A 13,486-nucleotide genomic window follows, 5' to 3' on the forward strand; every position below is an offset into this window, starting at 1 on the left:
ATTGTAGGTTTAATCCGATAGATGCGTCAAGAGGATGATTTTAAATATAAAAATATGCCCTGTAACGTATACAGGGCATGGATGGTTAAACAGGAGGAGTCGTTTGTGCTGATTCGGCAGGAATGGCTGGTTCGGCAATTGTCGGAGTGCTTTGTGGCACTTGAGTGCCTGCAAATAATCCCCATACGCCATTTTTTGTCCATTCCCAGGCATCATTTACCAATACAGTCGCATTTCCCATTACATCTGCTGGCAAGATCGCATGGCTTTTTTCTCCTGCGGGTACAATTTTTTCTTTGAACTCTGGATAGTCCCGGTTCAATTCATTGGCTACAGAGTGCAGGAACGTTGAGTCTTCATCAATTTGTTTGATTAGGGAATCTAATTCATTTTGATTGTCTTTAAGCAGTACCATTTCTACAAGCTTAAATTGATTCGCAATAAATACAGACTTATTCTTTATGAGCCACTCATTCATTTCACTATTTTGTTTGCCATTTGAACGCAATTCTTGAAATAAACGGTTTATTTTATGCCGGATAACCAGTTCATCTCTAGAATTGGTGCTGAACGAGAAAGTACTCAAGATCTTTATCAGTTCATCCCGCTTTGGTTCACTGTATTGCGTTTCCAATTCGAGCAGTAGTGAAGATAAATTTGCTTTTACACTATCTCCTTGGGCAGGCTCACCTTCGGGAAATGGGGGTATGCTGGTTACAGGTTTTACTTCATATGACGGACAAACATAAACCGGTAGATTCGGTGCAAAAAAGCCGGTCCACCCATAAACCCAGCAGCGGATGAATCGTTCAAATATACGGGCAAAGAACCCCTTTTCTTCATAAAACCCTAACTCTTTTTTGGCCTCAGCCTGAGCTTGAGTAACTATTTGGATAGTGTCCTCATGTTTTTGAGGATCCAGTTTTTTAAGCGCCTCGTCACATAAATTTATAACGTGGTTGTAATGTTCTGTTCCACCTTGCATGCCAAAATGGAGCAAGGTTCTTTTGGTATCAAACAAAAGCATGGAATAACTTATCTGTTCATCATACAAATCAGGATAATCTAAAAATGCACTGTAGAGTGCTTCCTTAATCGATGCTGGCATTTCCGGCCTGGTCATCAAAATAGACAGATGATGGAGTGTTACCCGACGATTTTCTGTACACCCTTCCTGCATATGAAAATCCAGATAATCTTTAACAACGGCCTTGATTTTATTACCATCGCCCTGGTAATGCATTAAAAAATAATCAAAGGATTTGACTGATTTCTTTCGTACCGCTAATTCTTTGATGATGGGATGTTCCGGGATTTTTTCCCACACCTTCTCTTGCTTGGGTTCATCCGGTTTAGCCGGCGCTAACAAGCTGTCAAAGAACCCTTTTTCAGGCTCGGGCTCTTCTACTGGCTGGGGGGCGGTAAGCTGGACGGATTGCACCATACTTAATATGTTAATTTTTCCTTTAGTGTAAAATAATTCAGTTTCCCCCGCGTTAGCTTTTACTCTCAGATAGTGATTCATCAGATAATGCGTTTTATTATTTAAATTACTAAATACGTGATGCTCATTGAGTGAAAGAAGCAACTGAATAGCCTCTAGAGACAGAGGATAAGCTTTATTCATTAAATGCTCAGCCAAACGCTGGATATAGGCTACGTAGTGTTCATGATGTTTGCCATTCAGATAAAAGTGAATTGCCCTGATAAGATGCTGTTCTTTATTTCCTTCGAATAATAGTTTAGGGAGGGGTTTAAAGAGCTCCAAATGCTCAAGAATACTGGTAATAATTTCCTGTTTTTTTACCTCATCCAGTGCATTTAATTCTGCAGATAAGTAAGAAGAATCACATTTTAATAAATGAGCCAACATGTAATACGCATTTGGCAAATTGGCAAAATGTTTTACCCAATAAATCAGTAAAGCTCGCTCGGGATAGTGTCTGATTAATGCATCGACCTGTTCTTCGGTGATGTGGTGAAAGAGAGGAACAGCGCAGAGTATGCTGACCGCGGCTTCAGGCTGTAATCCCTCTATATCTTTCAGAGACAGGTTTTTTATATCGAGTTGATGGGTCAGTGCGTTCAGACGAGAAGGCGTATGGTCTTTATTAGTGCTGATCTGAGTCAGGAAGGACTCACCCTGCAGATTATCCAGATACTCTTTTTGACTCAGCACGAATGAAATGAGTAGGGATTTGATTTGTCTGTTTTTGGCGATTTGAATCAATTCAATGATTTGTGGGTACTCGATTTTACTAGCTACCAGATCGTTTAAAAATTGTTCCCGGCTTTCTTCTGTACGGTTGATTTCATTTAAATACTTTCTGCTGCTTAGGGCAACTTTTAGCAGTTCAAAATTCATTGGTGTGTTGTTCAGCATTTCTTTCTCCAAAAATCCTACAGCCAGGCATTGAAACAAAGCAGAGAATCTGCATCATTCACTGTATTATCTAGGTCAGGAGAGCAAGGAAACGAGAGAGTTACATCCTTGTTACGTATGAATAAAACGAAATCAACAGATACTCCTCCTGAACTTCATGTTGATGTGCCCAGAATAACTGTTTGAGAAAAAAATTCAATAGCTGTTTTAATTTTGCGAACAGTGTTATGAAAGTAATACGCCTTCATAAACAAAGGTTGCGGGACCGGTTAATGTTATAGAATCATTTAAATGTGGCCATTCAATGATTAAATCACCGCCAGGTAAGCTGACTTTAACCTGACTGTCGAGGCCATGATACAGGCGTCCTATTGCTGCCGCTGCTACTGCACCACTGCCACAAGCCTGGGTTTCACCACAACCGCGCTCATAAACACGTAATTTGATATGCTGTGGATTCATAATTTGCATAAATCCGGTATTGGTTTGTTCAGGGAAACGTGGATGCAAGCTGATTTGTGGTCCTAAAATGCTTACTGGCGCTGAATGAATGTCATCGACCAGTAATACGGCATGAGGATTACCTACACTAATGGCATGAATTGTTGCCTTTTCTTTCTCCTGGATATCCAGAGAGTATTCTGAAGATTGCTTTTCAGCAATCAATGGAATATTGGTGGGATTGGAATCAGGTATTCCCATATTCACGCTGACGCTGTTGTCTGTGTTAATGTGTAATTCCATACGAGTGGTTTTCGTGGCAACAGTTAATTTCTTTTTGGTGGTTAAACCATAATGGGTTACAAAAAGGGCAAGGCAACGTGCTCCATTACCGCATTGTCCCACTTCCTGGCCATCAGCATTGAAAATGCGGTAATTGAAGTCGATATCAGGATGCTGCGATGCTTGTACGAGTAAACACTGGTCAAAGCCAATGCCAGTATTACGTTGGGACAGAGCCGCAATTTGAGTCGGTTGCAGATCAATCTGCTGGTTAATGCCATCCAACACCATGAAATCATTACCCAGACCGTGCATTTTGGTAAATTTAATACCTTTCGTGTTGTTCATTTTGATTTCTCTGACTGTGGTGTAGGTTTGGCCTCTGGTAAATATAAAGGACCTTTTTGACCACAGCCGGACAAGAACAGCAATGTGGTACAAAGAAGCAAAGCCATACGTAAAGTATTCATGGAAATAATCGCCTGATAAAATTTGATTATATGAAACTTATGCTTAAAAGAGAAATAGCTTATTTCGCTTTGTGTGCCTACAGATTGTTAGACGCAGACGAAACCAGAATATTGTCATCATTATTCTCGTCCTGGGACTGGAAGAACACCATGTTGCTTCTATGCTTTCTTACTACTGCTATAGATTCATGCATGCTTTTGGTTATGCGCTGATAGGATTGAGGATTGATGTAGAAGACTTCGTTAAACTCCAGAGCAGCACCTGGTACATTTTGTTCTTTCCAGTTCAAATTATAGATTAATAAGTCAGGGATTAAACTTTCACCGCTGTATTGAGGAGTGACCTTAATGTGTATTTGGTCTGCTGCCTCTTCAACCAGTTTTTTTCTGATGAACAATTCTATGGCTTCAAGCGTATTGTAATTTGCCTCGGCGGTGGATGGCACTACATTGATTATTTCTTTGTCATCATTTTCAGTACAGATATCCTGAGTATCACCAAGGAAATGGGCTATGAGATGTGCCCAATGATAGGAACGCCCCATAGAAGGTGCTATTTCAATACCGTGGGCTCTAAAAACGTTACTGGCACTGGTTTTGGGTTTGTTTCGCCTTATCGCTCCGACACGCTCCTGGAGTAATTCTCGTGTTGCTATAAATTCAACGGGCTCGGCTCTTACAAATTCCAGTTGCGGAAGAGAATCCTGAATCCTGGATTTTGATGCGTCACGCACATCAATACGACCCTCTCTTGTCCCCTTAACGTAAGGACTGAGTGGTTGAAAGAATGGAATGGCGCCGATTTTACATACCTGTCGCACTTTGTTTCCGCCAGGAGTTCGCATCACCACGGGATGGCTTCGTTCCGGGGTTGCAGGGAATAGGGTTGTAGTACGCACTCCTGTTGCTCCAAGCGCGCTTTGTAATTGGGGATCATCCTGTTTTAGTACTACTAAAGGATTAACCCCATCATCTTCCTGATATCGATGAAAAATTTTTCTTGAGGCTAATTGTTCTGTCTGAAATTTGCGCTTTACCTGGCGTCCGGGTTGGGGGCTGTTCAGGCAGGCCATTAAATCACTGTATCTTGTTCTTCTAAGACAGCTGAGCGAATCAATAAAAAAAGGCATAGTGATTGCATGTCGATTTTGTTGTTCAAATCGTTTAATGATAAGCAACCATTCGTTTCTTGAAATGGCCAGCGGACTTAAATCCAGGTGATTAAAAAAGGGACGTTGCAGGAAGCGGTTAATCTGTTCTGTGGCATTGCTTTGTTGCGTTTGCAATTCACTTATCAGTTTTTCATATGCGTCACTGTCAGCGTTACGATAATGGCATAACCTGTCCAGAGCAGACTGAACCAGTGATTCAGGCACCCCACTACATGATGTGATAGCGTTAGAAAAACGAATACGCCCATCTACATCAGCTTCATGGTATAATGAGCTGAATTGCAGCCAGTCCTCCTCCGCGAGTTCGAACTCTCCAGGACTAAATGTCAGTTTTGCTATAATTTCATCTATCATCATTCAGTATTTAAATTTTAAATAAAGGCTGCGTTTATAAAGGCACCATGCTTTTAATTGGGCGCCAATGATAATTTTGTGGGCACAAAAAAGCAATAAAATGATTTATAAAGTCATCCCTTTTTCAACACCTTGAATTGCTCGTATGAAGAGCGGATTTAAAATTTCAGCCAACCGATTAATAATAATAAACTTGTTAAGGTTTGGTCTGAGTTCATTGGTATAAGGTATTTTTTCGTGAGTTACAGCAAATTCATTGAGCCTGCCTTGTACTTCTGTTAATAACACACTAAAAGAGGGCAGAAAAATAGTGTCAGGTTCGACAGTCTCTTTAAAGAGTCCAAAACATTCGGGAAGTTTAAGGGCTAATTCCTGATATAATTTTTTGATGTAACTTTGAGTGATTAGCTGGGTTTCTTCAGGGGATAAACCCAGGGCCATCTGGAATAGCTGTTTTAAAGACATATAATCCGACGGCCCCGTGCTGCTTAATGATTGATAGTAGTTTTTACACATTTGAAACTGTACTAAAGTATTCACTATTCCATCAATGGCTAAAGAATACCGTTCCTCAGCATTCGAAGTCCGTAATTGCTGCAATAATTCAAAGAGCGGTTTTGCCAGGGGAGGATTGGCATTAATATGCTGAAAGCGCAAACGTGCGACCAGAAATTCAGCCCGGTTCCTTAATTCTTGCTTTCTTAGTTTGTCGATATATTCGGCTGAAACCTGAGTATGCTCTGACTGCAGTAAGCCTGGAGACTGGCTTTCAATTACATAATCCTGAAGAGGAGGTTTCATAAAAACCATGGGATTACCCAGTATTTTGAGGGTCTCAAGCAAATAATCATAAAGGGCTTTGTATTCTTCATCTGTGTGGGCGTTAAGTTCTGCATAAGGCTTGCTGATGAATTCATCAAACAGGTCGGTCAGCTGAATAATATATAGGGTTTTTAAACGTTCCATCTCTAATGGTTCCTGAAATCGTGCATAGGCGGTTAACGTTTCAGGGGTATGCCAGAGATATTCTGATAATCGGAATGATTTATCCGTGCCAGGAAAAAAAGAAGGACCATTAGTTTTTAAAAAAGAAGAATTAATCTGAAGCAAAAAAGTGGAAAAAACAAGTTTGTGTGTTTCATCAATTATTCTGGGGGAGCGTAAAGTACTGTTAAAGGATTGCGCTGAAGTTCCTGCTGGCATTTGGATCGTCGGCAACATTTCCGCCAAACTGGGAACGCTGGCATTGCTATCTGATTTTCCTTGTGGGATGATCAGGTCGTCAATGTCATCACTGGAATCTTCCGGGGTTGAACTGAATGATTCAGGCTCTTTTTCCTTTTTCTGCGGTTCATGTGTCTCTTCCTGGTACATGTCTCTCGGGCTGGATTCCAGTGATGGAGTTCTGGAGCCACCGCTTAGTCTGCCTCTGAGGGCTGTAGAGGAGGTGCGGAACAAGTTCCTCAATGAACTGAAAGAGTCTTTAGCTGCTTCTCTTGGGGTTAAAGGGGAGTCGCTGGGGGAGCTTCTGTCTATACCGTCTGTTGCTAAAGAAGAGACAGAGTTTCTATCCGGTGAATGTGTTCTTGGAGCCGGGCTGGGAGAGCGCTGAATCGTCTTTTTAGGCATGATCGTCCTTACTGCAAAAATTTCCGCACATAATACAATAATTTTGCTCATCATGGAAATATTTTTTCCAATAATATTTTTAAATTTCGAACTTGCACTGATCTCCCGCATTGGCGATAATTTGTCTTTTTTTGTGGAGAATCAGCTTTGAGCGTTTATATTAAAGAACCGGAAGAGAAGGCACAGGCATGCATTATCTGGATGCATGGGTTGGGTGCAGATGCTTCTGATATGGCTGGTTTGGCAGAGCAATTGATGACTCAAAATATCGCTTTGCGCCATATTTTTATGGATGCTCCTTCGCGTCCGGTCACATTAAATGGTGGTATGGTTATGCCTGCCTGGTATGACATTGTTGGATTAGAGTTAACTGATAGAGAAGATAAAGAAGGCATTGCACATTCTGAAGCAATGATTCGTGATGTCATTGATTCGCAATTAAATGATGGTTTTAAGCCCTCCCAGATTTACCTTGCCGGCTTTTCACAGGGAGGGGCCATGGCCTTGCATACCGCGCTTCACACTAATTCCCGTCTGGGGGGAGTTATTGCTCTGTCTGCTTATTTACCTTTAGCACAATTTAGCCAGGCATTGCTGGATAAATCGACCCCTTTCTTCATGGGCGCAGGAACCTTTGATCCTTTGGTGAAGCCTGTTTGGGTTGAGAAAAGCAAGGAATGGGTCTTGGCGAATGGGTATGAAAATATGACGTTCCATTTTTATCCTATGGAACATTCCATTTGTTTTGAAGAGATTAGGGATCTCAGCTCTTGGCTGCGTGACCAGATTCAAGGAGTTATTTAATGCCTATAGTAAAACGATCTCGAACCGTTTCTTATTCATGCGAACAGATGTATGCCCTGGTTAATGAAGTAGAGCATTATTCTGAATTTTTACCTTATTGTTCAGACAGTAAAGTGCATCACAGGGATGAAGATGAAGTACAAGCTACCCTGGTCATTGGTGCTGCAGGAATGAGTAAATCTTTTACTACCCGTAACCGACTGCAAGTTAACAAAATGATCGAAATCCGCCTGGTTGATGGGCCTTTTAGCCATTTGGAAGGCTTTTGGCGTTTTGATCATGTGGATAGCGGATGTAAAATTTCATTCGATCTGGAGTTTGAATTCGCAGGAAAAATATTTTCCATGCTTCTTGGACCTATCTTTGACCAGGTAACTGATAAAATGGTTGATGCATTTTGTGATAGGGCTGAGGTCGTTTATGGTAAAAGTTGAACTGGTTTATGTGGCAGAGAATGGTTCAGTAGTTCATTTACCTATGGACTTAAAACAAGGCGCCACTGTTGGTGATGCCTTAAATGAGTCAGGGATTTATCACTCGCATCCGGAAACCAAAGAGCTTCCTGTGGGGATTTATGCAAAACAGGTGAGCCTCAGCGAGGTGCTTAAAGATGGGGACCGGGTAGAACTGTACAGGGCATTAAGCCGCGATCCGAAAGAAAAACGACGCCAATTGGCTAAAAAGAAGAAGTAAGTAGCTGCGAGGGTTCGGACCCTCTCACGGATCTACGTCGTCCTGAGCGCGTCTTTTGGCGCGAAGGATCTCCCCAAAGCGGCATAGTGCCACTTCGATCCCGGCTGCAAGCAGACCGGGCTACACTTCCTGCCAGCTTTCAGGAGATCCTTCGCGCCAAAAGACGCGCTCAGGACGACGTGGATCTGGTGGGTATGGGAGGCACTGCCATTAAGTTAAGCACTACTCCACCGTACCGCGGCTTGTCCGCGGTATCCAGAGATCTAAGTTCGGAGTGAGATTTCTGGATCCCGCGGACAAGCCACGGGACGTCGGAACTCCTTAACTTAATGGCAGTAGGGCTGGGGATAACGATAGGGTGCACTTTTTAAGGTTTATGTTCTATTCTTGCCAGTCTGCCATTGTTAAAATATAAAACCACAGTGCGGATTTCCATACTTCCCATACCGCGGCGCCAGGTGTAGGCATAGTCCCAACGATCATTATTAAAGGTTGGACTGATTAGACTGGTGCCCATTAAAATAGCGGCATCGCTTTTGCTCATTCCTACTTTCAGGCGTTCAATTTTTGATTGGGGTAACAAATTTCCCTGCTGACGGATGCGCCGCGCAAAATCATAGGATGCGCATTGAGTCAAAGTTAATGGTAATATGATACTAACGAGAAGGATTATTATTCGCATTTTTTTGCCTACCGTGAAAAATTTCGCCATAATACCATGCCATTTATCGAAAGACACCTGTAAAATTGCTAAGGAGCACTTGTGGAAGAAAGTCAGCAGTTAAGAGACGCGGGCTTGAAAATTACATTACCGCGTTTAAAAGTACTGCAAATACTGGAACAATCCAGAAATCATCACCTAAGCGCTGAAGGAGTATATAAAGCACTCCTGGAAACTGGTGAGGATGTAGGATTGGCAACGGTTTATCGCGTACTGACCCAATTTGAAGCTGCCGGATTGGTTTCTCGTCATAATTTTGAAGGTGGATATTCTGTGTTTGAATTATCCCAGGGAGAACATCATGATCATTTGGTTTGTGTCAAATGCGGTCGGGTCGAAGAATTTGTTGATGAAATTATAGAACAACGACAAAAAGTAATTGCAGAGCAAGCTCAGTTTAAAATGACGGATCATGCTTTAAATATTTATGGCATTTGTCCTCAGTGTCAATAACACTGCCAGGAAATAGCAGGCTATGAAGTTTATTGTTGTATTTTGATTTAATGTTGGGAACAAATATGGAATTTGATTATATTATTATTGGTGGCGGCAGCGCAGGATGTGTTTTGGCATCACGGTTGAGTGATGATCCTGCCAATCAGGTGTTACTTCTGGAGGCAGGAGGCAGTAATAAGTCCCCCTTTATTCAAATTCCTTTTTTAACTGTTTTAACCATGCCATTCTGGTTGAAGAATTGGCATTATCGTACGGTTCCTCAGCCGGGGCTTAACAACAGACGCGGCTATCAACCCAGAGGAAAAGCCTTGGGCGGATCCAGTGCTATAAATGCCATGATTTATATTCGTGGTCAGAGTGAAGATTATGATGAATGGGCCGAGACGACTTCAGCGGACTGGGCTTATCGCTCTGTTTTACCGATATTCAAAAAATTTGAGCATAATTCTGCTATTACGGATGTTTATCATGGACAAGATGGCGAGTTGTCTGTCAGCAATGTAATCAGTCCGAATTCAGCCTCACAGGCCTTTATAGAGGCAGGTCAGGCCTGTGGTCATACACATAATGTTGATTTTAATGGTGCCAGTCAGTCTGGTGTCGGGATGTATCAGGTAACCCAGAAAGCGGGTAAACGACATTCCTCGGCTGATGCCTTTTTAGAGCCAGTATTATCCAGATCTAATCTGACCATTTTAACCCATGCCCATGCCCTGAAATTACTGTTTCGTGACAAAGAGTGCCAAGGGGTAAGTGTTCGTCATGGTGGTAAAACCGAAGAGTTCAAAGCAAGAAAGAAAGTAATATTAAGCGCCGGCGCTATTAATTCCCCTCATTTACTCTTACTCTCTGGAATCGGGCCGCGAGAAGAGCTGGCTCGCCATGGCATAAACTGTGTCCATGACTTGCCCGGGGTTGGGGAAAATTTTCATGATCATCCTGATTATGTCCACAATTACAAATCCAGACACCGGGATTTGATTGGTTTTAACCCCTTAGGTATTTGGGACATAATCAAGGCGTACCAGTTGTATAGGAAAACATCAACAGGCTTGATTGCTTCAAATTTTGCAGAAGCGGGTGGTTTTTTGTCTACTAATCCAGAGGACCCCAGGCCTGATATACAGCTGCATTTTGTTCCTGGCATTGTCGATAATCATTGTCATAAATTTCATTTTTCCCGAGGTATGTCACTGCATTTTTGTGCTCTACGTCCTAAAAGTCGGGGGCGCATTAGCCTGAAATCAGCCAATCCTTTTCATGCACCAGCTATAGATCCCAATTTTTTAAGCCATGAATACGATATGGAAGTCATGCTACGTGCGTTTAAAATGAGCCGGGATATTATGGAGCATGGATTATTGCAGCCTTATCAAGGCAAATCTTTATACCAGGCTCAGTCAGATGATGAGATTATCAAATTAATCAGGCAACGTTCAGATACTGTTTATCATCCTGTAGGAAGTTGTCGCATGGGAAATGATGATTTGGCTGTGGTTGATCCCAGGCTGCATGTACATGGCATAGAAAAATTGGTAGTAGCTGATGCTTCAATTATGCCTCAGGTGGTTTCAGGAAATACGAACGCCCCTTCAATGATGATAGCAGAACAGGCTGCACGATTTATTTTGGAATAGTGAGTGGATGATCTTGCAGTCTGAGGATCTAAAAATAGCGTGAGTAAATGGCTAAATAGGTCCCATCATTTTCCATATCGTCCAGGGCTTTATTAATACGGGATATAAGAGCTGCTTTATTAAATTGGGCCATAATACCGTAACCAAAACCAAAGGGCATAGATGGCCCCACCAATTGAAAACCGCCCTGGCTATTATTCACCCAGTAAGTTGCTCCGATGAAATCAAACATCACCAGATCTATTTTTCTATCGGATAAAGCTTCCAGTATTTCTTGCTGGTTATTGTATTCAATGACATTAACGTTCCCATACAATTTTAATAAAAGTTCTTTAAAAACGGTTCCTTTCTCAACACCTATAGTTTTTCCATTAATGGTCGCGGCATTAATTTGGGGATTACGCAAAGATAACAGCTGTGCTTTGGTTTGCAGATAAGGTTGGGTAAACAGGTAGTGCTTCATTCGTTCCTCAGTGATAAAAAAACCATCCATACCCAAGTCTACTTTTCCTGCGGCTACTGCCTCCATTATTTCTTTAAAACTCATAGGTTCAAAGACACAGGTCGCCTGGATTCTGCGACAAACTTCGTTGACCAGGTCAATTTCAAATCCTGAAAAGATATTATTTTTAGCGGTTTGGATTTCCATAGGAGGATCGAAAGGGGACGTTCCGATAACGAGCCGCTCTGCCCAAAGAGGTGAACTGAGTAATAATGACAGAAATAGTATCAACAATTGCTTCATAAAATGAAATCCATGTATTTTATATAGAAATCGGAAACCTTTATTTTCAATATAGCAAATTTGAAAGCAAATGGCATTTTCAGCCATCTCGGATATACTTATCATATTGAACTTATAAGGATATTTTTTATGTATGATGATCTGCGTGCTCCCTACCAGGCGGGTAATTTGCCTACATTGCAACTGGGTGGAATAATCGTTGATAGCCAGTTAATAAAAGATGGTCCCGTCAACCTGGTTTTGAAATCATTTAACCGGCATGGTCTTATCGCTGGTGCGACAGGAAGCGGTAAAACAAAGACAATTCAGGTTTTAAGTGAACAATTATCTCTGATGGGGGTTCCAAGTCTGGTGATGGACATCAAGGGTGATATATCCGGTTTGGCCATGCCTGGTGAGGCAACTGAGGCAATGAAAGCGCGCAGCCAATCTTTAGACCTGGTTTATAGTCCACGAGGCTTTCCTGTGGAATTTTTAACTTTAAGTGAAACTCATCCTGGCGTTCCCCTTCGCTCAACGATCAATGATTTCGGGCCTATTTTGTTTTCACGCATGCTGGATGTGAATGAAACCCAAGAAGGTGTTGTTACTATTCTTTTTGAATATGCCAAAAAAGAAAAACTGCCTTTAATTGATTTGGCTGATTTAAAAAGCTTATTACAGTTTGTTCAAAGTGATGCAGGACAAAAGAAAATTGAAGCGCAGTTTGGGGCAGTTGCTTCTTCCTCTGTGGGCACCATTATGCGTAAGATTATTGAACTGGAAACACAGGGGGGCGATGAGTTTTTTGGTGAGCCCGCTTTTGATGTCATGGATTTGGTCAGGACTAATGCTCAAGGTTTGGGGATTATTTCCATTCTGCGCTTGTTGGATATGCAAGATAAGCCCAAATTATTTTCCACCTTTATGTTGAAATTATTGTCTGATGTATACAGAAAAATGCCGGAATTAGGTGATCCTGAAAAACCCCGGTTAATTTTATTTATCGATGAAGCCCATTTAATTTTTAACAATGCCAGTAAGGCCTTGCTCAGTCTTCTGGATACTATGGTGAAGTTAATTCGCTCCAAGGGAGTTGGATTGATCTTTTGTACTCAGACACCTAATGATATCCCTGAGAATGTCTTAAGTCAGTTAGGTTTGAAAGTACAACACGCATTGCGTGCCTTTACGGCCAAAGACAGAAAGGCAATGAAACTGGTAGCTCAGAACTTTCCTTCCTCAACGCATTACGATACTGAGCAGTTGTTGACCGCCTTGGGTATAGGGGAGGCTTTAGTGAGCAGTCTGGACGGCAAAGGTCAGCCAACTCCTTTAGTACAGTGCATGGTACGTGCTCCTGAATCCAGAATGGGGATACTCACCGATCAGGAATTAGCACAAATTGTTGCCTCGTCTACTTTATATCCACGCTATGGAAAACGCCAGGATCGACAGTCAGCCAAAGATATTTTGGCGGCTCAAAAAACGACTACGCAGGAAGAGCCAAAGACTACTGCAAAAGCAAGCAAAGAGGACGACTCCATAGTGACTACAGTGGCAAAAAGCTCTCTCTTCCGTCAGATTGTACGCCAGCTTGTGCGTGATATGACTCGCGCATTAATGACTGCTTTGGGGATTAAACGACGGTAACCAGAGTTGTAAGTGTTCAGCCCTATTGAAGGAACAGCCATATTTGGCTCATCTTGAGAGAAAAACC

13 protein-coding genes are annotated in these 13,486 nt (G+C 42.0%); 6 read left to right on the top strand and 7 right to left on the bottom strand.

Annotation, left to right across the window (positions count from 1 at the left end):
* Window positions 1-85 precede the first annotated feature (85 nt).
* The 5 genes from B094_RS15875 to B094_RS0107265 form a co-directional block, all read right to left on the bottom strand.
* Window positions 86-2,383: a hypothetical protein gene (locus B094_RS15875; RefSeq protein WP_018577144.1), complete on the bottom strand. Its 2,298-nt coding sequence runs from the start codon at window positions 2,381-2,383 to the stop codon at window positions 86-88.
* A 225-nt stretch (window positions 2,384-2,608) separates the two neighbouring features.
* Window positions 2,609-3,454: a diaminopimelate epimerase gene (gene dapF, locus B094_RS0107250; protein WP_018577145.1), complete on the bottom strand. Its 846-nt coding sequence runs from the start codon at window positions 3,452-3,454 to the stop codon at window positions 2,609-2,611.
* On the bottom strand, window positions 3,451-3,576 hold the full coding sequence (gene lptM / locus B094_RS16840) for an LPS translocon maturation chaperone LptM (protein WP_018577146.1): 126 nt from the start codon (window positions 3,574-3,576) through the stop codon (window positions 3,451-3,453). The genes dapF and lptM overlap by 4 nt, the downstream gene beginning before the upstream one ends.
* Before the next feature lie 77 nt (window positions 3,577-3,653).
* Window positions 3,654-5,105 (bottom strand): DNA/RNA non-specific endonuclease, encoded by a 1,452-nt coding sequence (locus tag B094_RS0107260; protein WP_018577147.1) that lies wholly within the window; start codon window positions 5,103-5,105, stop codon window positions 3,654-3,656.
* Between the two features lie 102 nt (window positions 5,106-5,207).
* Window positions 5,208-6,731, bottom strand: coding sequence for a hypothetical protein (locus B094_RS0107265; RefSeq protein ID WP_155823702.1), 1,524 nt, complete (start codon window positions 6,729-6,731; stop codon window positions 5,208-5,210).
* A gap of 147 nt (window positions 6,732-6,878) precedes the next feature.
* Between B094_RS0107265 and B094_RS0107280 the strand changes: the two genes are divergently transcribed.
* From B094_RS0107280 to B094_RS0107290, 3 genes are read left to right on the top strand one after another with little or no spacing between them, the layout of a single operon-like run.
* Window positions 6,879-7,535 (top strand): alpha/beta hydrolase, encoded by a 657-nt coding sequence (locus tag B094_RS0107280; RefSeq protein ID WP_018577151.1) that lies wholly within the window; start codon window positions 6,879-6,881, stop codon window positions 7,533-7,535.
* Entirely contained in the window at window positions 7,535-7,969 is a 435-nt protein-coding gene (locus tag B094_RS0107285; RefSeq protein WP_018577152.1) for a type II toxin-antitoxin system RatA family toxin, read from the top strand. Before B094_RS0107280 ends, B094_RS0107285 begins: the two co-directional genes overlap by 1 nt.
* The gene (locus B094_RS0107290; protein ID WP_018577153.1) at window positions 7,956-8,228 is read left to right on the top strand and encodes an RnfH family protein; all 273 of its coding nucleotides are present in this window, start codon (window positions 7,956-7,958) and stop codon (window positions 8,226-8,228) included. Before B094_RS0107285 ends, B094_RS0107290 begins: the two co-directional genes overlap by 14 nt.
* Before the next feature lie 367 nt (window positions 8,229-8,595).
* Here B094_RS0107290 and B094_RS0107295 read toward each other — a convergent pair whose 3' ends face one another.
* On the bottom strand, window positions 8,596-8,940 hold the full coding sequence (locus tag B094_RS0107295; protein WP_018577154.1) for an outer membrane protein assembly factor BamE: 345 nt from the start codon (window positions 8,938-8,940) through the stop codon (window positions 8,596-8,598).
* Between the two features lie 51 nt (window positions 8,941-8,991).
* On the opposite strand from B094_RS0107295, the gene fur reads away from it, so the two are divergent.
* Both fur and B094_RS0107305 read left to right on the top strand, forming a co-directional pair.
* Entirely contained in the window at window positions 8,992-9,402 is a 411-nt protein-coding gene (gene fur / locus B094_RS0107300) for a ferric iron uptake transcriptional regulator (protein ID WP_018577155.1), read from the top strand.
* A 65-nt stretch (window positions 9,403-9,467) separates the two neighbouring features.
* Complete coding sequence (locus tag B094_RS0107305; RefSeq protein WP_026253926.1) at window positions 9,468-11,042, top strand: GMC family oxidoreductase; 1,575 nt, start codon at window positions 9,468-9,470, stop codon at window positions 11,040-11,042.
* Window positions 11,043-11,070: 28 nt separating this feature from the next.
* On the opposite strand, the gene B094_RS0107310 is transcribed toward B094_RS0107305, so the two are convergent.
* Window positions 11,071-11,787 carry a transporter substrate-binding domain-containing protein gene (locus B094_RS0107310; protein WP_026253927.1) on the bottom strand — a complete coding sequence of 239 codons (717 nt, stop codon included), beginning with the start codon at window positions 11,785-11,787 and terminating at the stop codon, window positions 11,071-11,073.
* Window positions 11,788-11,916: 129 nt separating this feature from the next.
* Here B094_RS0107310 and B094_RS0107315 point away from each other — a divergent pair, with 129 nt between their 5' ends.
* Window positions 11,917-13,419: a helicase HerA-like domain-containing protein gene (locus B094_RS0107315; protein ID WP_018577158.1), complete on the top strand. Its 1,503-nt coding sequence runs from the start codon at window positions 11,917-11,919 to the stop codon at window positions 13,417-13,419.
* Window positions 13,420-13,486 lie beyond the last annotated feature (67 nt).

Source organism: Legionella shakespearei DSM 23087, assembly GCF_000373765.1.
Lineage (GTDB): Bacteria > Pseudomonadota > Gammaproteobacteria > Legionellales > Legionellaceae > Legionella > Legionella shakespearei.

What these genes read in the sequence shown, in the direction of transcription:
- B094_RS15875 (WP_018577144.1), bottom strand. Translation starts at nt 2,383, where the DNA reads ATGCTGAACAACACACCAATGAATTTTGAACTGCTAAAAGTTGCCCTA.
- B094_RS0107290 (WP_018577153.1), top strand. Translation starts at nt 7,956, where the DNA reads ATGGTAAAAGTTGAACTGGTTTATGTGGCAGAGAATGGTTCAGTAGTT.
- B094_RS0107265 (WP_155823702.1), bottom strand. Translation starts at nt 6,731, where the DNA reads ATGCCTAAAAAGACGATTCAGCGCTCTCCCAGCCCGGCTCCAAGAACA.
- lptM (WP_018577146.1), bottom strand. Translation starts at nt 3,576, where the DNA reads ATGAATACTTTACGTATGGCTTTGCTTCTTTGTACCACATTGCTGTTC.
- B094_RS0107305 (WP_026253926.1), top strand. Translation starts at nt 9,468, where the DNA reads ATGGAATTTGATTATATTATTATTGGTGGCGGCAGCGCAGGATGTGTT.
- B094_RS0107315 (WP_018577158.1), top strand. Translation starts at nt 11,917, where the DNA reads ATGTATGATGATCTGCGTGCTCCCTACCAGGCGGGTAATTTGCCTACA.
- B094_RS0107285 (WP_018577152.1), top strand. Translation starts at nt 7,535, where the DNA reads ATGCCTATAGTAAAACGATCTCGAACCGTTTCTTATTCATGCGAACAG.
- B094_RS0107260 (WP_018577147.1), bottom strand. Translation starts at nt 5,105, where the DNA reads ATGATGATAGATGAAATTATAGCAAAACTGACATTTAGTCCTGGAGAG.
- dapF (WP_018577145.1), bottom strand. Translation starts at nt 3,454, where the DNA reads ATGAACAACACGAAAGGTATTAAATTTACCAAAATGCACGGTCTGGGT.
- B094_RS0107295 (WP_018577154.1), bottom strand. Translation starts at nt 8,940, where the DNA reads ATGGCGAAATTTTTCACGGTAGGCAAAAAAATGCGAATAATAATCCTT.
- B094_RS0107310 (WP_026253927.1), bottom strand. Translation starts at nt 11,787, where the DNA reads ATGAAGCAATTGTTGATACTATTTCTGTCATTATTACTCAGTTCACCT.